The organism is Brevibacterium yomogidense, assembly GCF_016107685.1.
GTDB lineage: Bacteria > Actinomycetota > Actinomycetes > Actinomycetales > Brevibacteriaceae > Brevibacterium > Brevibacterium yomogidense.
Genome location: NZ_JABASY010000005.1, coordinates 246,378 through 264,707 on the forward strand (window position 1 = coordinate 246,378; position 18,330 = coordinate 264,707).

Below are 18,330 nucleotides of genomic sequence, written 5' to 3' on the forward strand. Positions count from 1 at the left end.
TTGCAAACGGTGGGGCGGATGTGTAAAGTAACTGCTCGTTGCCCCAATAGCTCAGTCGGCAGAGCGTTTCCATGGTAAGGAAAAGGTCAAGGGTTCGATTCCCTTTTGGGGCTCTCGTGGACTCGATGCGGTTCGCGCACGGCGGGGTAGCTCAGGCGGTTAGAGCGCACGACTCATAATCGTGAGGTCGGGAGATCGAGACTCCCTCCCGCTACAGTCTGAAGAAGGGCCGTTCCATGCAGAGCATGGAACGGCCCTTCTCGTCATTCACACACGTGTCATTCACACACGTGACAGAACCTCCGGCCGGGGGAATGCGGCGTCCTGCTCCGCGAGCATCCCCTTCAGCAGCCGGGCGATCCTGTGCGTGGCGGGTTCACGGCCCGCAGCCCGCTCCGCCGCTTCCACCGCCGGGTTGTAGTTGGTGTTCGTGTTGATGTCGTAGACGACCTGCCGGCCGTCCGCCGTGTCGATGAACTCGACCCCGGCGATGAGGATCCCCTGCTCCGCGAGCAGCAGCTCGAGGTCGCGCACCAGAGGGGTCTCCGCCGTGATGTCGTCCCGGCGGGAGAACGGGTCTGCGGCGGCTGCTCCCGGGACCGCGCAGGCATCGGCGGGGCACAGCTCGAAGGAGCCGGCGGACACATCGACACGCACCGCGTAGTGGAAGCGCCCACCGATGAACTCCGCCCGCGTGACGAACCGCTGCACCGGCTGCACGTACTCCTGGACGAGCGTGATGCCGTCGACCGGAGCGTTCTCCCCGCCCGGGGCGAATTCGTGTGCCACGGTCGCGAACTCCGCGTGACTGTCGAACCGGCGGACGCCCAGGCCCTTGCCACCCTGGTTGTGCTTCGTGATGAAGGGAGGGACGAACGTCCGTGCGATCTCCTCGAGGGCGTCCGCTCCGAACACGGCGGCCGTCCTGGGAGTGTCGAAGCCGCGCTTGGTGAGCGCGCGGTGCTGGCGGACCTTGCTCACCTCGAGCTCGTAGACCGCCGACCCGTTGACGACGGTGCGACCGGCCGCTTCGAGCCACGCGAGCACGGCGCGGCCGTATTCCTTCACGTGCGGGTCTGTGCGGGTGTGGGCGGAAGCGGACAGGCGGGACCAGAAGAGCCCGGCCGGTGGTTCCTCCGTCAGGTCGATCGCGGTGCCCGGCAGCAGCCATTCGACGAAGGGCACGCCCTCCTCTCGCAGCGCGTCCGCGAACGGTGGGAGCCACTCCGGATTGTCGTGGATGACGTACACGGCGGGGCGGTCGGCAGGGGGCAGGGAAGCGGTCACAGGTGCGGTCCTCTCGTCATGTCCCGTGAACCGCGCCACTGTGTCCACTATTCCTCGCCCGGGGGCAAGAGCGCGGAGACGCCTCCCAGAAGTCAAGGTTCCATGTTTGAATGAGGAGAGTTGCCGCGCGGGCGGAGCCGCTCGTCGCGGAGCCGACACCGGCGGAGCCGACACCGAGGGAGGCACTGCGCATGACCGGAGGCGGGACGAGCAGCAGGGGCGGGACGAGTCGTGAGCGCGACACGGCCCGTGAGTGGGGGACGTGCACGGTCGTGGTGCCGACACACGACGAGGAGCGGCTCATCGGGGACACCCTCGAGTCACTCGCTGCCGCAGCCGCTCACGCGGGGATCGCCGTGCGCCTCATCGTCGTCGCGGACAGCTGCACGGACGACACTGAGGCGATCGCTGCCCGCCACGGCGCGGAGGTCGTGACCGTTGCGGCGCTCAGCGTGGGTGCGGCGCGACGGGCCGGCTTCATCCACGCCCTGCGGACACGCCCTCGTCCCGACTGGTGCGCGACGACGGACGCGGACACCGTCGTCCCCCTCGACTGGTTCGTCCGGCAGGAAGCGCATCGGCTCCGCGGCGCGGACGTCGTCTCCGGGACGATCACTCTGCGCGCGGACGACGAGCCGCACAGGTCGCACGGCGCATGGCGGACGCAGTACGAGCAGCGGCTCGGGGTCGCCTCGCACACGCACGTCCACGGCGCGAACCTCTCCTTCACCGCGTCCGCCTACCGGATGCTCGACGGCTTCCGGACCCTCGCCTCGGGGGAGGACGCCGACCTCGTCCGCCGTGCGGAGGACGCGGGGCTGAGCGTCGTCTGGGCGCTCGACGTGAGGGTCGAGACCTCTGCCCGTCTCACGGGACGCGCTCCCGCCGGGGTCGCGGCGGATCTGCGCGCCGCTCTGGAGGTGGTGCCGTGAGTGCGCGTGACACGAGGCAGTCGCACGACGGACGGGCAGGCGACGGACGGGCAGACGACGAGCGGGCAGGCGACGCGCGACCGCACGACGGGGACTCGCAGGACAGTCGCGGGCAGCGGGGCGCCGCACTGTCCGCGCTCGCCCCCGCACTGCCGGGTCGCGGCGCGACCCTGGAGCGGTGGCGGCTCCTCGCGGCACTCACGCAGGACGACATCGTCGAAGGGCGCCTCGCGGAGGCCCACCTCGATGCGGCGGCGATCACGACCGACCTCGGCGAGCCGGACCTCGTGCGGCCCGGTTCCCACTGGGGTGTGTGGGCTGCGGAGCCGCCGTCGCCGCAGGTGCGGGCGCTCCGCACCCCGGACGGCTGGGTCCTCGACGGGACGAAGCCGTGGTGCTCCGGCGCCTCGCTGTGCACGCACGCCCTCGTGACAGCGGCAGAAGCAGGCGGCACCGGGTTCTTCGCCGTCGACCTCACCCGGCCCGGGGTGCGGGCCCTCCCGGACACGTGGCCCGCAGTCGGGATGGCCGCCAGCGATTCCGGCTGGGTGTCCTTCGACCGGGTGCCGGCCCTGCGGCTCGGCTCGCACGCCGACTACCTCGAGAGGCCGGGGTTCTGGCACGGCGGGATGGGGGTCGCCGCGTGCTGGTTCGGAGGGGCGCGCGCGGTCGCCGCACCGCTACTGGAGCGGGCCGCGAAGCCGGGAGCGTCCCCGTTCCTGCGCGCGCACGCCGGTGCTGTCGTCGCGGAGCTCGCCTCCGCGTGGGCGCTCCTCACCGCCACGGCCCGGGAGGTGGACGCGGACCCGGACGACGCCGAGGGCCTGGTGCAGCGCCGCGCCCTGCTCGTGCGGACACGCATCGACCGGGCCGCATCCGCGGTGATCGAGAGGACGGGGCGCGCGACCGGCGCGGGTCCTCTCTGCGCGGACGGTCAGCACGCGCAGCGCGTCGCGGACCTCGCCGTCTACATCCGACAGTCCCACGCGGAAGCGGACGAAGCGCAGATCGCACCCGAGGACGGATCCGGTGGGTTCGGCGCCGCGGCCTGGGACCGACTCATCGGCCTCGACCCTCCGCCGTCCCCACGCGGCGAAGGCCCCACTGATCGCGGCGGAGCTGACGAACGGGGAGTGCCCGCAGATGGCTGAGCGGCGCTTCACGGCGGAGGACCCGCCGCGAACCTCGGTGGAGGACCTGGCCGACTGCGCCGCGGGACTCGAATCCTGGACGATCGACGCCGCGTCTCCCGCACTGCTGGTCGTCGCACCCCACCCCGATGACGAGGTGCTGGGCGCCGGCGCACTCATCGGCACCGCTGTGCGGGCAGGGGTGCCCGTCATCGTGCTGGCCGTGACGGACGGCACCGCCTCCCACCCCCACGTCGACCCGGACCGGCTGGGGAGGATCCGCGCCGCGGAGACGGACGCGGCGCTCGCCGCATTCATCCCGCAGGCCGCCGCCGAGGCCGCCTCGCCCCTGCGCGTCGTGCGGCTCGGTCTTCCCGACGGTGACGTCCCCGCCCACGAGGACGTGCTCGCCGACCGCATCGTGGAGCAGCTCGCGGCCCGGGCGCCGGGGGCGATCGTGGCGGCCCCTGTCCGCGCTGACGGGCACCCGGACCACGATGCCGCCGGGCGGGCCGCACTGTCCGCCGTCGGACGGGTCCCCACCGCGACGCTCGTCGAGTACCCCGTCTGGCTGTGGCACCACTGCCGGCCGGGCGCGCAGCGCCCGCACCTCGACTGGGATCGCGCACGCGCGCTGGATGCGCCTCCGGAAGTCGGGAAGGCGCGCACCCGTGCGGTCGCGGCGTTCCGGTCCCAGATCACCCTGGACCTCGGCGTGCCGGCTGACCGTGGGGACGAGGGCCCGCAGGTGGTCGTCCCTGAAGCGGCCCGCGCACTCATGCTCGCGCACCCGCAGATCGTGTTCGTGCACGACGGGTTCGATGCGGTCTACGCGGACAGCGACGACCCGTGGTCCGTGACGGGCCGGTGGTACGAGGAGCGCAAGTACGCGCTCACGCTCGCGATCCTGCCCGACCGCCGCTACCGCCGCGGCTTCGAGCCGGGCTGCTCGGTGGGAGTGCTCACGGGCATGCTCGCGCAGCGCTGCGACGCTCTCGTGGCCACCGACGTCGTGCAGGCGGCGCTCGACTCCGCACGCGACAGGGTGCAGGAGCCGCACGTGGACTTCCGACGCGCGGGTGCGGACGACTGGCCGGAGGGGACCTTCGACCTCGTCGTGCTGAGTGAACTCGGCTACTACCTCACGGATCACCAGTTCGCTGGATTCCTGGACAGTGCGGCGCGGCAGCTGGCGGACGACGGGGTCGTGGTCGCGGCGCACTGGCGCCATCCCATCCCGGGTGCGCACCGTGACGTCCGCGCGGTGCACACCGCCCTGGCCGCACAGCCCGGTTGGGTGCGTCTGGCCGCCTACGAGGACGAGGACGTGCTGATCGAGACCTACGGATCCGACCGGCTGAGCGTCGCCGCTGCGGAGTTCACCGTCGCAGACGCCGATGAGGACTGAGCCGCCGGACGTCAACAAGGCCCCTTGGCGCACTTCCGGGCCGCGCCTAGAGTGAGGGCATGCGCGAACTGCAGGCACGGATCATTCAGGAGATGGGCGTCGTCCCTCGCATCGACCCTGCTCGGGAGGTCGAGGACCGCGTGCTGTTCCTCGCCGACTATGTGCGGGCAGCGCAGGCGCGATCCCTGGTGCTCGGGATCTCCGGCGGTGTCGACTCGACGCTTGCGGGCAGGCTCGCGCAGATGGCTGCTGCGCACCTGCGGGCCGACGGGTACGACGTCGAATTCGTCGCTCTGCGCCTGCCGCACCGCGTGCAGGGCGATGAGGACGACACCCGGGCCGCGCTCGCCTTCATCGGCCCGGACCGCACGCACGAGATCGACATCGCCCCGAGTGTGGAGGGGTTCGACGACGCGTACGCGGAGGGGGTGGGCGGGCAGCTGCCCGATTTCCACCGCGGCAACGTCAAGGCGCGTCTGCGGATGATAGCCCACTACGCCGTCGCCGGCGATTCCCGCGGGCTGGTGATCGGGACGGATCAGGCGTCGGAATCGACGGTCGGCTACTTCACGAAGTTCGGTGACGGGGGCGCGGACATCCTGCCGCTCTTCACCCTCGACAAGCGTCAGGTCCGCAGGGTGCTCCAGCACCTGGGCGCGAGTGAGCGGCTCTGGGCGAAGCAGCCCACCGCGGATCTCCTGGACGACCAGCCGGGCCTGTCCGACGAGGACCAGTTGGGCATCCGGTACGACGACCTCGACGACTACCTCGAGGGGCGGGCAGTCCCGGAGGCGGTCGCCGGAACCATCGAGGACCTCTACCTCCGCTCACGCCACAAGCGGCGGGGACCGGTCACCGTCCGCGACACCTGGTGGCGGTGACCGGCAGGACGGAGGGCTCAGCATGAAGAAGCACGAGGTGCGGGAGGACGAGGCGGCGGAGATCGCCGCGCGTCTGGCGCGCGCACTGGGGGAGCGCGGGTTCACGGTCGCGGTGGCGGAATCGCTCACGGGAGGGAAGATCGCCAACCAGCTGGCGGCCGCCCCGGACTCCTCGGAGTGGTTCGCGGGTGCGGTCGTCTGCTACGGGAGTCAGGTGAAGCACCGTGTGCTCGATGTCCCGGAGGGCCCGGTGATCTCCGAGCGGGCGGTGGAGGTCATGGCGCGCAGCGTCGCCGCGCTGCTGGGTGCCGACACGTCCATCGCCGCATCCGGGGCGGGTGGTCCCGGACCGCAGGAGGGGCAGGAGCCCGGCACGACCTGGCTGGCGGTCAGCATCCGCGGGGAGGTCCACACCGAACTCCACCATTTCGACGGGGAGCCGCTCGACGTGCTCGCGCAGACGGAGCGTGCCGCGCTCCTGCTGCTGGAACGTGAGGCGGCGAAGCTCCTGCGAGACGGCCCTTCCGAGCGCTCCGGACGACGCGAGCAGCCGACCGGCCAGTAGACCTGGAAGCAGTCGTCGAAGAGCCCGAGGCGTCGGCTAGGATGGTCTGCACACGGGAGCTTGGCGGATCCAGGCTGAGAGGAGGGCATCGAGCCCTCGACCGTCGAACCTGAACCGGGTAATGCCGGCGCAAGGGAGACTCTTCTTCACCACCCGTGCCGTTCGTCGAGCGAAAGGCACCCCGCAGTGACACATCCATCCTCCTCCGCAGGCGCACCTGCGCAGACACCGTTCCACCCGGCCCCGTCCACCCGCCACCGGTGGCGGACGCTCGACATCGTCATCGCAGCGGTCCTGGGCGTCGTCATCGGCCTCCTCTTCACGTTCTGGAACTTCGCGGGGTACGCAGGCTTCATGGCGCTCGATGCGCTCACCCCCGGCTTCGGCGGGCTCGCGGCCGGCATCTGGCTGCTGGGCGGCGTGCTGGGCGGCCTCGTCATCCGCAAGCCGGGCGCGGCGCTCTTCGTCGAGCTGCTCGCCGCAGTCGTGTCGATGCTGCTGGGCAGCCAGTGGGCGGTCGAGGCGGTCTACGCCGGCATCGCCCAGGGGCTGGGCGCAGAGCTGGTATTCCTCCTCACCCGCTACCGCCGGTTCGGGCCGGTGACGGCGGTGCTCGCGGGCATCGGCGCGGCGGTCGCTGCGTGGACGCTGGAGCTGTTCACGTCGGGCAACATCGAGATGAGCGCACAGTTCCTCCTCATCTATCTCGTCTGCGTCGTCGTGTCCGGGGCCGTCCTCGCCGGTGTCCTCGGCTGGCTGCTCACCCGCGCGCTCGCCCGCACCGGCGCACTCGACCGGTTCGCCGCGGGTCGCGAGGTACGGGGGCTCGCGTGACGCTCACGGCCGGCACGAACGCGCACACGGACTCCACACGCCTCACCCGCCCGGCCCGCGTCGTCGCCTCCGGCTGGGGCTGGCGCCACGCGTCGCGGAGGGACCCTGCGGTCACCGGGGTCGATTTCGTCATCGAACCGGGGGAGAAGGTGCTCCTGCTGGGGCCGTTCGGGGCCGGCAAGTCGACGCTGCTGAGCGGACTGGCGGGCATCCTCGGCGGCGAGGAGGAGGGTGTGGAGACGGGCAGTCTCACGCTCGACGGGGCGCCGGCCGCACACCAGCGGGGTCGTGCCGGGCTGGTCCTGCAGGACCCGGAGGCGAACACGATCCTGCCGGTGCTGGGCGACGACGTCGCGTTCGGTGCGGAGAACCTCGCCGTCCCGCGGGACGAGATCTGGTCCCGGGTCGCGGAGTCGCTCGACGCGGTCGGCCTCCGCTACCCGCTCGACCGGTCGACGGCGCACCTGTCCGGCGGTGAGCGGCAGAGACTCGCGATCGCGGGCGTGCTCGCGATGCGGCCGGGCCTCCTGCTGCTCGACGAGCCCACCGCGAACCTCGACCACGCGGGCGCCGCCGAGGTCCGCCGCGCCGTCGCCCGCACGTCCACGACCCTCGTCGTCGTCGACCACCGGGTGGACGCGTGGGTGGAGCACGTCGACCGTGTGGTCGTCCTGGAATCCGCCGGGGGGATCGTCGCGGACGGTGTCCCGGAGACGGTGTTCTCCCGGCACGGCACCGCGCTCGAGGCCGCAGGCGTCTGGGTGCCCGGCTCCCGCCCCGAGGTCGTCCGCTCCACCCCGACCCCCACACACGGCGGCAGGCTCCTCACCGCAGCGGGACTGGCCGTGGGACAGGGAAGGCCGGGGCGCCTCGGCGGCGGTCTCGTCCAGGAGGGCATCGACCTCGCACTGGGCGCCGGTGAGTCGCTCGTCGTCACCGGACCCAACGGGGCGGGGAAGACGACGCTCGCGTTCGCGCTCGCGGGTCTCACCGCGCCGTGGGCGGGGGCCGTCACCGCGGCGGAGGCCTTGGCACGCGGCACGTCGTCGCCCCACCCGCACCGGTGGAGGTCGAGGCAGCTGCTCACGAGGGTCGGCACCGTCTTCCAGCGTCCGGAGCACCAGTTCGTCGCCCGCAGCGTGCGCGAGGAGCTCGCAGTCGGCCCACGGCGGGCCCGCCGCGACGTCGCGACGATCGTCGACGACCTCCTCGAGAGGCTGCGACTCACCCACCTCGCGAACGCGCACCCCTACACGCTGTCCGGAGGGGAGCAGCGCAGGCTGTCCGTCGCGACCGCGCTCGCGACCGCCCCGCGGGTCCTCGTCCTCGACGAGCCGACGTTCGGGCAGGACAGGACGACATGGACGGAGCTCGCCGCGCTCGTGGCGGCCCACGTCGACGCCGGCGGTGCGGCCGTGTCCGTCACCCACGACGACGACTACGTGCGCGTGCTGGGCGACAGTCGCCTCCACCTGGAGAAGCGGGTGGACCCGTGAGCGCCGCCGCGACCCGTCGTGACCCGCTCGCCTCCCTCAACCCGCTCGCCCTCTGCGCGGCCGCAGCGCTGTCCTCTCTGCCGCTGCTCACGAGCATCGACATCGTGAGCGGAGCCACCGCACTGATCGTCTGGCTGATCCTCTTCACGGGCATGGGCATCACACCCGCGACGATCCTGCGCCGCACGTGGCCGCTGCTGCTCGCCGCACCGCTGAGCGGCCTCAGCATGCTCCTCTACGCGGAGCCCGGCGGCAGGATCCACCTGTCCTGGTGGCTCGTCGTCGTGAGCGACAACTCGATCGAACTGGCCGTCGCGATCACCGTCCGCGTGCTCGCGATCGGTGTCCCCACCCTCGTCGCGCTCGTCGGGATCGACCCCACCCGGTTGGCCGACGCACTCGCACAGATCGCCCGCCTGCCCGCCCGCTTCGTGCTGGGTGCGCTCGCCGCCGTCCGCCTCGCGGGGGTCCTCGCCGCGGACCACCGCTCGCTCGCACGCGCCCGCCGCGCCCGAGGCCTCGGAGACCCCCGCTCCCTCACCGGCTGGGTCACACTCGCCTTCGCGCTCGTGGTGACCGCGGTGCGGCGCGGAACGATGCTCGCGACGGCGATGGAGGCACGTGCGTTCGGCACGGCCGACCGGACCTGGGCGCGTGCCTCGCACCTGGGCCGGCGCGACGCGGCCGCCGTCGTGATCGCGCTCGCGGTCGCGGTGGGCGCGGTCGGTCTGGCGATGGCGACGGGCTCCTACCGGCTCGTCGGCGCGGGCGGATGAGCGGGGTGGGCAGGTGCGGGTGACCGGTGGGCGGATGCGGACGACCGGTGGACGGATGACCGAGGTGGGCACATGACCGGGGTGGGTGTGCTCGTGCTCGTGGACGGGACCTCGGGCGCGGGGAAGACGACGCACGCGGCGCACCTCGCGGACAGACTGGGAGCCCGCCTCGTGCACATGGACGACCTCTACGCCGGGTGGGACGGTCTGGCACACGGCACCGCGACGCTCGAGCGGGTCCTCACGGAGCGAGCGGCCGGCAGGGGCGCGCACTGGCGGCGCTGGGACTGGCACGCCTCTGAGTGGGGTGCGGAGGACAGCGTCCGCCCCGAGGCCCCGCTCGTCGTCGAAGGATGCGGCAGCGTCACCCCGCTCACGGCGGGACTCGCCGACAGGGTGCTGTGGCTCGACGGGCCGGAAGAGGTGCGGCGGGCCCGCATCCTCGCTCGCGACGGCGACGATTCCTGGTGGGAGGGATGGAAGCGGCAGGAGGCCCTCCACCGGGAGCGCCACCACCCGCAGCGCTGGGCGACCGAACACGTCGAGTGCGCGTGACGCGACGAGTCCGCCGTCGTCGCTAGACTGGCCACCGACCGGACGATCCAGGCGCGGCGGACAGACCCGCGGCACCGGAAGCGAGGAGGCCACACGTGTCAGTCAACGCAGACCTGCAGGGAGCCCAGTACTCCCTCGAGACGCCCTTCGACGTGGGCAGGGAGGCGATCGCGGAATTCGCACGCTCCGTCGGCGCCGCGCACCCGGCGCACTTCGATACGGATGCGGCGAAGGAACTGGGCTACGCGGACGTCGTCGCCCCCACGACGTTCGCGGTGATCCCCTCCCAGCGCTGCGAAGCCCTCTACATCGCGAACCCGGATGCAGGAATCGACTACTCCCGCGTCGTCCACGGCCAGGAGCAGTTCACCTACACCCGCCCGATCGTCGCGGGGGACCGCCTGGCGGCGACCACGCACGTCGACGGGCTGCGGGAAGCGGGCGGCAACGCGATGATCACGACCCGGACGGAACTCACCGACGCCGCTTCGGGCGATGCCGTCGTCACCGTCACGTCCACGATCGTCGTCCGCGGCGAGAAGTGAGGAGAGCAGACATGAGCGACACCACCGCACGCCCCGCGCTGGCTTCCGTCGACGTCGGCCAGACGGTCATCGACACGACGATCCCCGTGTCCCGTGCAGACCTCATCGCCTACGCCGCGGCCTCCGGCGACCAGAACCACATCCACTGGAACGAGCGCTACGCGAAGGAGGTCGGCCTGCCGAACGTCATCGCGCACGGGATGCTCACGATGGGCTCCGTGCTGGCCCGCGTCACCGACTGGACGGGTGACCCCGGCTCCGTCGTCGACGCCCGCACGCGCTTCACCTCGATGGTCGTCGTCCCGGACGCGGAAACCGGCGTGCCCTCGACACCCACCGCAGAACTGGCGCTCACCGCCACGGTCGGTGCGGTCGACACGGACACGGGCATCGTCCGCCTGGACCTCGCGGTGACCTCCGACGACGAAGCAGTCCTGGGCCGGACCCAGGTGAAGGTCCGCCTGGCGTGAGGTTCGCGGACCTCACGACACTGCGCGTGGGCGGACCGGTCGCCGATCCGCAGGAGGCGCGCACCCGCGCGGATCTGATCGCCTTCGTCCGTGCGCACCCGCTGACCGTCGACCCCGCCTCACCGCTGCCCGTCCCGGACGTCCTGTTCGTCGCGGGCGGGTCGAACCTGCTCATCGCGGACGACGGATTCGAGGGACCCACCTGCCTCATCCGGACGACAGGGACCCAGTGGGAGGACCCGGACGACCACGGACGGGTGCGGGTGACGGTCGAAGCCGGAGAGGACTGGGACACATTCGTCGCCGCGACCGTGGCCCGCGGGCTGTCCGGGCTGGAAGCGCTGTCCGGCATCCCCGGCTCCGTCGGTGCGACACCGGTCCAGAACGTCGGCGCGTACGGCGCCGAAGTCGCCGACTGCCTCGTCGACGCCCACGTGCTGGACCGTGCTACAGGCGAGGAGCAGGTCCTCACCCCGGAGGACCTGCGCTTCGGGTACCGCACGTCGCTCCTCAAGCGTTCTGCCGCCCGGGTCGGTGCGGTCCGCTACGTCGTCCTCGCCGTGACCTTCGAGCTGGAGGCGGCACGGGACTCGCGGGCGGGGGCGGGAGCCGCGACCGCTGCGGTCCGCTACCGCCAGCTGGCGCAGGCGCTGTCCGTCGACCTGGGCGACCGTGTGCCGGTGGACGCCGTGCGCGCCGCGGTCGTGGACCTGCGGGCGTCGAAGGGGATGGTGCTCGATCCCGCGGATCACGATTCGTGGTCAGCGGGCAGCTTCTTCACCAACCCGATCCTGTCGCTCGTGGACGGACCCGCCGGCCGCGTGACGGCCGACGCCGTGCTGCCGGACGGCGCACCCGCCTACCCGGTCGTCGACCACGCGACGGGGGAGCCGGACCCGGACGTCGTGAAGACGTCCGCCGCGTGGCTCATCGAGCAGGCGGGCTTCACCCGCGGCTTCGCCCTCGGAGCCGGCCGGGCATCCCTGTCGACGAAGCACACACTCGCGCTCACGAACCGCGGGCACGCGGCCGCCTCTGACGTGGTGGGGCTCGCCCGGCACATCCGGACGGGAGTGGAGAAGACGTTCGGCATCACGCTGGTCCCCGAACCGAACCTCGTCGGCCTCACCCTGTGATTTCCGCAGACCGCCGCACTGCGCCGCTGACAGGTGGGCTGCGGGCTCGTGGACGCCGCGCGGTGCGCTGGCTGCGCACCGCATCCGGACGGCGCCCCCGGCTCGCCACCGCCCTGCGGTCGGCCGTCGTGCTCCTGTGCTGCCTCGTCCTCGTCACGCCGTGGGCGGTGCTCGGTGCGTCCGCGGAGTCGACGTTCGGTCCGCACGAAGCGGACTACGCGGTGACCGGCGACGGGGCGATCGACGTGGACCTGGGGCCGCTCGGCAGCGTCGTCGTCCCCGCGGACGGTCTCATCCCGTTCGGGCTGGGCGTCCACATCACGGTGGGCGAGATCCCCGTCGAATCCGGGGTCGGGGGTGCGACGGTCGACGCACTGGGCGGCGACGTCGCCGCGTACGCCGCGCTCTTCTCCGAACCCGGCGTCCATACGCGGACCGTCGTCGTCGCGATCGGACAGGACATCGCGCTGCGCGCGGTGGTCGGCAGCCTCACCCTCTTCGCGCTCATCGTGGCCGGCCGTGCCGTCTGGGGCGTCTCCCGGTGGGACGTCCTGCGGCAGGGGAGGCGGCCTCGGCCCCGGAAGCAGGTGCGCCTGCAGGCCGGCGCGGCCACCGTGGGCCTGGCGGTCCTCGGAGGCGCCTTCGCGGTCCCGTTCGAACCGCAGCGCACGATCGAATCCGATCCCGTCTTCATCGGCACGCCGCTGGCCGGGGCAGAGGTCACCGGCCGCTTCTCCGGTGTGGTCGACGAGGCCGCTCAGGCGGCGACGGACATGGTGCAGGAGAACGACGAATTCTACGGCAGCGTGCGGCAGAACCTCGCAGCGAACTGGTCACAGCGCCCCCTCAGCACGCGCGTGGGGCCCGGCCCGCTGAGCGGACTGGGACGCGCGGGCGACGCCGACCTCGCCACTGTCGTCTGGACGAGCGACATCCACTGCCAGACGGGCATGTCGCGCGTCATCGGGGACGTCGTGCGGTGGACGGACGCGGACCTCCACATCGACGGCGGGGACATCACGATGACCGGGACGGACGCGGAGAACGTCTGCGTCGACTCCGTCGACCAAGCGCTCCCGGCGGACGTCCCCACCGTGTTCGTCAAGGGCAACCACGATTCCCGGGACACCGTCGCACGTGCGCGCGACCTGGGCTGGACGATCCTGGAGGGAGAGCCCGTGGAGGTCGCGGGCCTCCGCCTGTTCGGTGCGTCCGATCCCCGACGGACCGTCTTCCCCTCCGGCGACGTCCTGGAGACCGGTGAGACGACGGAGGAGTTCACCAAGCGTGTCGCCGTGGACGCCTGCAGAGCCGACGCGGGCCTGCTCGTCCTCCACGACCCGCGCCTCGCGGAACCCGCACTGGCGGCCGGCTGCGCGGACTACGGTCTGCACGGGCACTGGCACCGCCGGGTGGAGCCCGAACGCTACGGGCAGGGCGTGCGCACGGTCGGGTCGACGACCGGCGGGGCACTCGCAGACGCACTCACCCCCGGCCCCCTCAAGATGACGGCGGAGCTCAGCATCCTCCGGATCGACAGGACGACGGGGGAGCCCGTCGACGTGCAGTACATCAGCGTGGGGATGGACGCGGACGTCGAATTCTCCGCCTGGACCCCGTTCATGGAGCCCGCGCCGCTCGTCGTCGTCGACCCCGAACCGGATGCGGAACCGGATGCCGAACCGGATGCGGAGCCCGATGAGGGCTCGTGAGAGCACGACGGCGGGCAGGCGACGGTGGAGACTCCGACCTGGGACCGGAGGGAGCCGCGCGGTTCGACGTGGGCGCGGCGGAACATGTATGCTCGATCCTCGGCGGTGAGTAGCTCATCGCCGAAGGGGTGTGGCGCAAGTGGTAGCGCAACGGTCTCCAAAACCGTAGGTTGCAGGTTCGAGTCCTGTCACCCCTGCTCAGTCAGACTGACCCGACCGGGTCAGTGACGGACGTCGAGGAATGAGAGAGGGTCGCGTGGCTGATACTTCCGCCGCCGCAGAGGGGAAGAAGAGGCTCGGGCTCTTCGGCAGGATCCTCCGTTTCCTCCGCGAGATCATCGCGGAACTGAAGAAGGTCGTCACCCCGACCCGCAAAGAGCTCATCAACTACACGCTCGTCGTGCTCGGCTTCGTTGCGATCATGATGCTGCTGGTCACGGGACTCGACTTCCTCTTCGGACAGCTCGCCGGCTGGGTCTTCGCCGGGACGACCCCGTTCTGACGCCCCAGCCCACTACATCCTGACCGCCCACCACGCATCGAACGAGGAGACACCACGTGTCGGAGACAACACCGGAAGAGCTGAACCCCGAGCTCGATGGGGCGGGTGCCCCGACCGAGCCCGAGGCGGAGGCCGTGACCGCCGGTGAGGTCGCATCGGCGGAGGCCGGTTCGGACGACGCCGGTTCGGAAGGCGCAGCGACTGCTGAAGCCGCTTCGGACGACGCGTCCCCGGCTGAGGCCGCGGAGACGGACGAAGCACAGGCCGATCCGCTCGAAGAGGCGATCGAGGACTTCAAGTCCGACCTGCGCATGCAGGATGGCGACTGGTACGTCATCCACTCCTATGCGGGCTACGAGAACCGTGTGAAGGCGAACATCGAGTCGCGCACGGTGAGCCTCAACATGGAGGAGTTCATCTTCGAGGTCCAGGTCCCGATGGAGGACGTGGTCGAGATCAAGAACGGCCAGCGCAAGCAGGTGCGGCGCGTGCGCGTCCCCGGCTACGTGCTGGTTCGCATGGAGCTCACCGACGAGAGCTGGGGCGCGGTGCGCCACACCCCGGGCGTCACGGGCTTCGTGGGCAACGCCTACGACCCGGTCCCCCTCACGGTGGACGAGGTCTTCGAGATGCTCCGCCCGGTGTTCGAAGAGCAGCAGGCGAAGATCGCGCAGGAGACCGGCACTGTCGCCGCGAGCGGTTCCGACGACTCCTCGTACGTCGTCGAATTCGAGGTGGGCGAGTCCGTGCTCGTGAAGGAAGGGTCGTTCGAGGGCCACCCCGCGACCATCCAGGAGATCCGCCCGGAGAACCAGAAGCTCACCGTGCTCCTGTCGATCTTCGAGCGGGACGTCCCCGTCGAGCTCGGGTTCGACCAGGTGGCCAAGATCTGAGACTCCTGCCCGGAGTCCCCACGTCTTCGCGGTCACCGGCCGCGGACACCGCGGCTTCGCCGCAGACAGACATCGACCGAACGTCCGGTGTGCGGTTCCTCTCAGGGATTCGCCTCCGGACGTTCAGTCGTGGAATACTGGTGGAGTTTGACCCGCCCCCGCATCGGAGGGGCGTGTCGAAACCCGACCCGCACGAGCGTCGTGCGGGTGACGGAAGAGAAGAGTAAGGACCGAACATGCCTCCCAAGAAGAAGGTCGCCGGTCTGATCAAGCTGCAGATCCAGGCGGGCGCCGCTAACCCGGCACCCCCGATCGGCCCCGCGCTTGGTCAGCACGGCGTCAACATCATGGAGTTCTGCAAGGCGTACAACGCTGCGACAGAATCCCAGCGTGGCAACGTCATCCCCGTGGAGATCACCGTCTACGAGGACCGTTCGTTCACGTTCATCACGAAGACGCCGCCTGCTGCGGAGCTCATCAAGAAGGCCGCGGGCGTGAAGTCCGGGTCCGCGACCCCGCACACGGACAAGGTGGGACACCTCTCCGCCGACCAGGTGCGCGAGATCGCAGAGACGAAGATGACCGACCTCAACGCGAACAGCGTCGAAGCGGCCGCCAAGATCGTCGCCGGCACCGCACGGTCGATGGGCATCACCACCGACAACTGAGATCCCCGGATCTCATCATCACAGTGGAAGGGTCCGCGCGACCCGCACCACGACTGCTAGGAGAAGAAGCAGATGGCTAAGCGCTCACGGGCCTACAGGGCCGCCGCAGAGAAGATCGCTGCGGACACACAGTACGAACCGGCACAGGCGATCGCCCTGGCCAAGGAGACCTCGGTGTCGAAGTTCGACGGCACCCTCGAGGTCGCCCTGCGCCTGGGTGTCGATCCCCGGAAGGCCGACCAGATGGTGCGCGGCACCGTCAATCTGCCCCACGGCACCGGCAAGACGGCCAAGGTCCTCGTCTTCGCCGCGGGTGACCGTGCGGAGGCAGCCCGCGAAGCAGGTGCCGACTTCGTCGGTTCCGATGACCTGCTGGAGAAGGTGGCCGGTGGCTTCACCGACTTCGACGCGGCGGTCGCGACACCTGACATGATGGGCAAGGTCGGGCGCCTGGGCAAGGTTCTGGGTCCCCGCGGGCTCATGCCGAACCCCAAGACCGGCACGGTCACGATGGACGTCGCGAAGGCTGTGACGGACATCAAGGGCGGCAAGATCGAGTTCCGCGTCGACAAGCACTCGAACCTGCACTTCATCATCGGCAAGGCGTCGTTCTCCCAGGAACAGCTGGAGGAGAACTTCAAGGCTGCGATCGATGAGGTCAACCGCCTCAAGCCGTCCTCCTCGAAGGGCCGCTACATCTCGAAGGCGACGCTGTCGTCGACGAACGGCCCCGGCGTCCCGGTGGACGCGGGCACGCTGCGCGTCTGATCGCACCTCGTCGCTGACACGTCCCGGTCCCTGTGACCGGTGAGTGGGTCTGAGCGGTACGAAGGGCGGGAACCCCACGGGGCTCCCGCCCTTCTTCGTGTCCGGGGCCGCGATGGCTCTCTGACGATCTCGCGGGGTACCGGCGGCGGCGCAGAGTGTCAGCCACCGTTGCCGGGTGTCAGTCGCCGTTGCCGAGCGCGACCCGGTCGGCGATCCGGGACACGACGGCACCGAGCACGAACGAGCCGCCCACCGCGATCGCGACCGCCGCCCACATGGGCAGGGGGATCCAGCGAGCGGTGAGCCACCCGAAGCCGATCGAGTACGCCGCCCAGATGGCGCCGGCGGCTGTGGTGAGGCCCAACCATCGACGGATGTCCCATCGCTGATCACCGGAGACCAGGGCGATGAGTGTCCGGCCGAGCGGGATGAAGCGGGCGAGGACTGCGAAGAAGAGTCCGCGCTCGGCAAGCCGACGCGACAGCTTCCCGATCCGGCGCTGGTTCGCCGCCGACCGCAGGAGGGGCCACTGTGTGAATCCGCTGCGCCTGCCCAGCAGGTACATCACGTGGTCGCCGACGATCGACCCGGCGGTCCCGGCGGCGAGCAGCAGGAGCAGGTCGGGAGCACCGGAGTGCGCATTCACTGCGCCCAGTGCGACGATGAGTGCACTGGACGGGATCGGCGGGATCGCCGCGGACACTGCGATGAAGAATCCGAAGACCGGGTAGAGCCACGGGGAGCCCACGAGGCTGATGACGAAGTCCTGGATATCCTGCACCCCGTCAGCGTAGTCGGTGGCGTCCCTCCACTCGTGCGTCGCCCTGCGCCGTAGACGCACCCGATGTGCGGGCCTACGGTCGAGCCGGCCCACGGTGGAGTCTCCGCACGGCGCCGGGTCGGGGGAGGACCTCGTCGAGCTGATCCGCAAGGAGCGCATCGAAGGTGCGAGGGGAGGCGCGGTCAACCGCCTCGGGAGCCGCTTTGACACGGGGCCCCCGCCTCCGTATCGTTGATGCTTGCCCAAGACCGTCGGTCTCTGCGGTGCCTCAGCCTTCAGGATGATGCGCTCGCAGACGAAGACTCAGCGAGACTGAGTGGCCCACGCAGGTGAGGACTTCCACGTTGCGCATTCGTGCGCATCGTATCGTGAGCGTCCCGCGCCTGGCGTGGGGCGCTTTTTCTGTTGAGTGTGGACGCACCGACATCAACGAAAGGAATGCCATGGCGAGGCCCGACAAGGCAGCCGCGGTCGCAGAGATCAAGCAGGAGCTTGAGTCCTCGAACGCCGCCGTGCTGACCGAGTACCGCGGGCTCACCGTTGCGCAGATGAAGGATCTGCGCAGGTCTCTCGGTGAGCACGCCACCTACGCCGTGGTGAAGAACACTCTCACCGCCATCGCTGCCAAAGAAGCAGGGATCGAAGCCTTCGAAGGACAGCTCGCCGGACCCACGGCGATCGCGTTCATCAAGGGCGAACCCTCCGAGGCCGCGAAGGCGCTGCGTGACTTCGCCAAGGCGAATCCTCAGCTCATCATCAAGGCCGGAGTCCTCGAGGGCTCCGCGCTGACAGCTGAGGACATCACCAAGCTCGCCGATCTGGAATCCCGCGAGGTGCTGCTTGCGAAGGCAGCCGGTGTCATGAAGGCAGGCCTGTACCAGGCCGCTTACCTGTTCACCGCTCCGCTGGTCAAGACCGTGCGAACTGTCGACGCTCTGCGCGAGAAGAACGACGGTGCCGCTGAGGCACCGGCCGACGACGCCTGAGTCAG

General features: G+C 70.8%; 20 protein-coding genes and 3 tRNA genes. 21 read left to right on the forward strand and 2 right to left on the reverse strand.

What is annotated here, in order from left to right:
• The first annotated feature begins 40 nt into the window (after nt 1-40).
• Nucleotides 41-113, forward strand: a tRNA-Thr gene (locus tag JFC09_RS13375).
• A gap of 27 nt (nt 114-140) precedes the next feature.
• Nucleotides 141-214, forward strand: a tRNA-Met gene (locus tag JFC09_RS13380).
• Between the two features lie 68 nt (nt 215-282).
• Here the strand turns inward: JFC09_RS13380 and JFC09_RS13385 are convergent.
• Entirely contained in the window at nt 283-1,287 is a 1,005-nt protein-coding gene (locus JFC09_RS13385) for an ATP-grasp domain-containing protein (protein ID WP_198394520.1), read from the reverse strand.
• A 110-nt stretch (nt 1,288-1,397) separates the two neighbouring features.
• On the opposite strand from JFC09_RS13385, the gene JFC09_RS13390 reads away from it, so the two are divergent.
• The 18 genes from JFC09_RS13390 to rplA all read left to right on the forward strand — a co-directional run bounded on the left by JFC09_RS13390 (nt 1,398) and on the right by rplA (nt 16,558).
• Nucleotides 1,398-2,219: a glycosyltransferase gene (locus JFC09_RS13390; RefSeq protein ID WP_198394521.1), complete on the forward strand. Its 822-nt coding sequence runs from the start codon at nt 1,398-1,400 to the stop codon at nt 2,217-2,219.
• Entirely contained in the window at nt 2,216-3,370 is a 1,155-nt protein-coding gene (locus JFC09_RS13395; protein ID WP_198394522.1) for an acyl-CoA dehydrogenase family protein, read from the forward strand. Before JFC09_RS13390 ends, JFC09_RS13395 begins: the two co-directional genes overlap by 4 nt.
• The gene (locus JFC09_RS13400; protein WP_198394523.1) at nt 3,363-4,757 is read left to right on the forward strand and encodes a bifunctional PIG-L family deacetylase/class I SAM-dependent methyltransferase; all 1,395 of its coding nucleotides are present in this window, start codon (nt 3,363-3,365) and stop codon (nt 4,755-4,757) included. Before JFC09_RS13395 ends, JFC09_RS13400 begins: the two co-directional genes overlap by 8 nt.
• 59 nt (nt 4,758-4,816) lie before the next feature.
• Nucleotides 4,817-5,638 (forward strand): ammonia-dependent NAD(+) synthetase, encoded by an 822-nt coding sequence (gene nadE, locus JFC09_RS13405; RefSeq protein WP_198394524.1) that lies wholly within the window; start codon nt 4,817-4,819, stop codon nt 5,636-5,638.
• A gap of 22 nt (nt 5,639-5,660) precedes the next feature.
• The gene (locus tag JFC09_RS13410) at nt 5,661-6,203 is read left to right on the forward strand and encodes a CinA family protein (RefSeq protein ID WP_198394525.1); all 543 of its coding nucleotides are present in this window, start codon (nt 5,661-5,663) and stop codon (nt 6,201-6,203) included.
• A gap of 186 nt (nt 6,204-6,389) precedes the next feature.
• Nucleotides 6,390-7,037, forward strand: a complete 648-nt coding sequence (locus tag JFC09_RS13415) for an ECF transporter S component (protein ID WP_198394526.1) — start codon at nt 6,390-6,392, stop codon at nt 7,035-7,037.
• Entirely contained in the window at nt 7,034-8,533 is a 1,500-nt protein-coding gene (locus JFC09_RS13420) for an ABC transporter ATP-binding protein (RefSeq protein WP_198394527.1), read from the forward strand. Before JFC09_RS13415 ends, JFC09_RS13420 begins: the two co-directional genes overlap by 4 nt.
• Complete coding sequence (locus JFC09_RS13425) at nt 8,530-9,309, forward strand: energy-coupling factor transporter transmembrane component T family protein (protein ID WP_198394567.1); 780 nt, start codon at nt 8,530-8,532, stop codon at nt 9,307-9,309. The genes JFC09_RS13420 and JFC09_RS13425 overlap by 4 nt, the downstream gene beginning before the upstream one ends.
• Nucleotides 9,310-9,381: 72 nt before the next feature.
• Complete coding sequence (locus JFC09_RS13430; protein WP_198394528.1) at nt 9,382-9,864, forward strand: AAA family ATPase; 483 nt, start codon at nt 9,382-9,384, stop codon at nt 9,862-9,864.
• 95 nt (nt 9,865-9,959) lie between these two features.
• Nucleotides 9,960-10,409 carry an FAS1-like dehydratase domain-containing protein gene (locus JFC09_RS13435; protein ID WP_198394529.1) on the forward strand — a complete coding sequence of 150 codons (450 nt, stop codon included), beginning with the start codon at nt 9,960-9,962 and terminating at the stop codon, nt 10,407-10,409.
• An 11-nt stretch (nt 10,410-10,420) separates the two neighbouring features.
• A complete protein-coding gene (locus JFC09_RS13440) occupies nt 10,421-10,879 on the forward strand; it encodes a MaoC/PaaZ C-terminal domain-containing protein (protein WP_198394530.1) in 459 nt (152 codons plus the stop codon).
• Entirely contained in the window at nt 10,876-12,015 is a 1,140-nt protein-coding gene (locus JFC09_RS13445; RefSeq protein ID WP_198394531.1) for a UDP-N-acetylmuramate dehydrogenase, read from the forward strand. Before JFC09_RS13440 ends, JFC09_RS13445 begins: the two co-directional genes overlap by 4 nt.
• Nucleotides 12,012-13,727, forward strand: coding sequence for a metallophosphoesterase family protein (locus JFC09_RS16935; protein WP_198394532.1), 1,716 nt, complete (start codon nt 12,012-12,014; stop codon nt 13,725-13,727). The genes JFC09_RS13445 and JFC09_RS16935 overlap by 4 nt, the downstream gene beginning before the upstream one ends.
• Before the next feature lie 124 nt (nt 13,728-13,851).
• Nucleotides 13,852-13,924: transfer RNA gene (locus JFC09_RS13455), tRNA-Trp, on the forward strand.
• 44 nt (nt 13,925-13,968) lie between these two features.
• Nucleotides 13,969-14,229 carry a preprotein translocase subunit SecE gene (secE, locus tag JFC09_RS13460; protein ID WP_198394533.1) on the forward strand — a complete coding sequence of 87 codons (261 nt, stop codon included), beginning with the start codon at nt 13,969-13,971 and terminating at the stop codon, nt 14,227-14,229.
• A gap of 56 nt (nt 14,230-14,285) precedes the next feature.
• Nucleotides 14,286-15,122, forward strand: coding sequence for a transcription termination/antitermination protein NusG (gene nusG / locus JFC09_RS13465; RefSeq protein ID WP_198394534.1), 837 nt, complete (start codon nt 14,286-14,288; stop codon nt 15,120-15,122).
• 236 nt (nt 15,123-15,358) lie between these two features.
• Nucleotides 15,359-15,790: a 50S ribosomal protein L11 gene (gene rplK, locus JFC09_RS13470; RefSeq protein WP_198394535.1), complete on the forward strand. Its 432-nt coding sequence runs from the start codon at nt 15,359-15,361 to the stop codon at nt 15,788-15,790.
• A 72-nt stretch (nt 15,791-15,862) separates the two neighbouring features.
• A complete protein-coding gene (rplA, locus tag JFC09_RS13475; protein ID WP_198394536.1) occupies nt 15,863-16,558 on the forward strand; it encodes a 50S ribosomal protein L1 in 696 nt (231 codons plus the stop codon).
• Between the two features lie 178 nt (nt 16,559-16,736).
• On the opposite strand, the gene JFC09_RS13480 is transcribed toward rplA, so the two are convergent.
• A complete protein-coding gene (locus tag JFC09_RS13480) occupies nt 16,737-17,339 on the reverse strand; it encodes a DedA family protein (RefSeq protein WP_198394537.1) in 603 nt (200 codons plus the stop codon).
• Between the two features lie 443 nt (nt 17,340-17,782).
• On the opposite strand from JFC09_RS13480, the gene rplJ reads away from it, so the two are divergent.
• Entirely contained in the window at nt 17,783-18,325 is a 543-nt protein-coding gene (gene rplJ / locus JFC09_RS13485; RefSeq protein WP_198394538.1) for a 50S ribosomal protein L10, read from the forward strand.
• Nucleotides 18,326-18,330: the final 5 nt, after the last annotated feature.

Coding starts and splice junctions, on each gene's coding strand:
- JFC09_RS13390 (WP_198394521.1), top strand. CDS start 1,398: ATGAGGAGAGTTGCCGCGCGGGCGGAGCCGCTCGTCGCGGAGCCGACA.
- JFC09_RS13400 (WP_198394523.1), top strand. CDS start 3,363: ATGGCTGAGCGGCGCTTCACGGCGGAGGACCCGCCGCGAACCTCGGTG.
- nadE (WP_198394524.1), top strand. CDS start 4,817: ATGCGCGAACTGCAGGCACGGATCATTCAGGAGATGGGCGTCGTCCCT.
- JFC09_RS13410 (WP_198394525.1), top strand. CDS start 5,661: ATGAAGAAGCACGAGGTGCGGGAGGACGAGGCGGCGGAGATCGCCGCG.
- JFC09_RS13430 (WP_198394528.1), top strand. CDS start 9,382: ATGACCGGGGTGGGTGTGCTCGTGCTCGTGGACGGGACCTCGGGCGCG.
- JFC09_RS13440 (WP_198394530.1), top strand. CDS start 10,421: ATGAGCGACACCACCGCACGCCCCGCGCTGGCTTCCGTCGACGTCGGC.
- secE (WP_198394533.1), top strand. CDS start 13,969: ATGAGAGAGGGTCGCGTGGCTGATACTTCCGCCGCCGCAGAGGGGAAG.
- rplK (WP_198394535.1), top strand. CDS start 15,359: ATGCCTCCCAAGAAGAAGGTCGCCGGTCTGATCAAGCTGCAGATCCAG.
- rplA (WP_198394536.1), top strand. CDS start 15,863: ATGGCTAAGCGCTCACGGGCCTACAGGGCCGCCGCAGAGAAGATCGCT.
- rplJ (WP_198394538.1), top strand. CDS start 17,783: ATGGCGAGGCCCGACAAGGCAGCCGCGGTCGCAGAGATCAAGCAGGAG.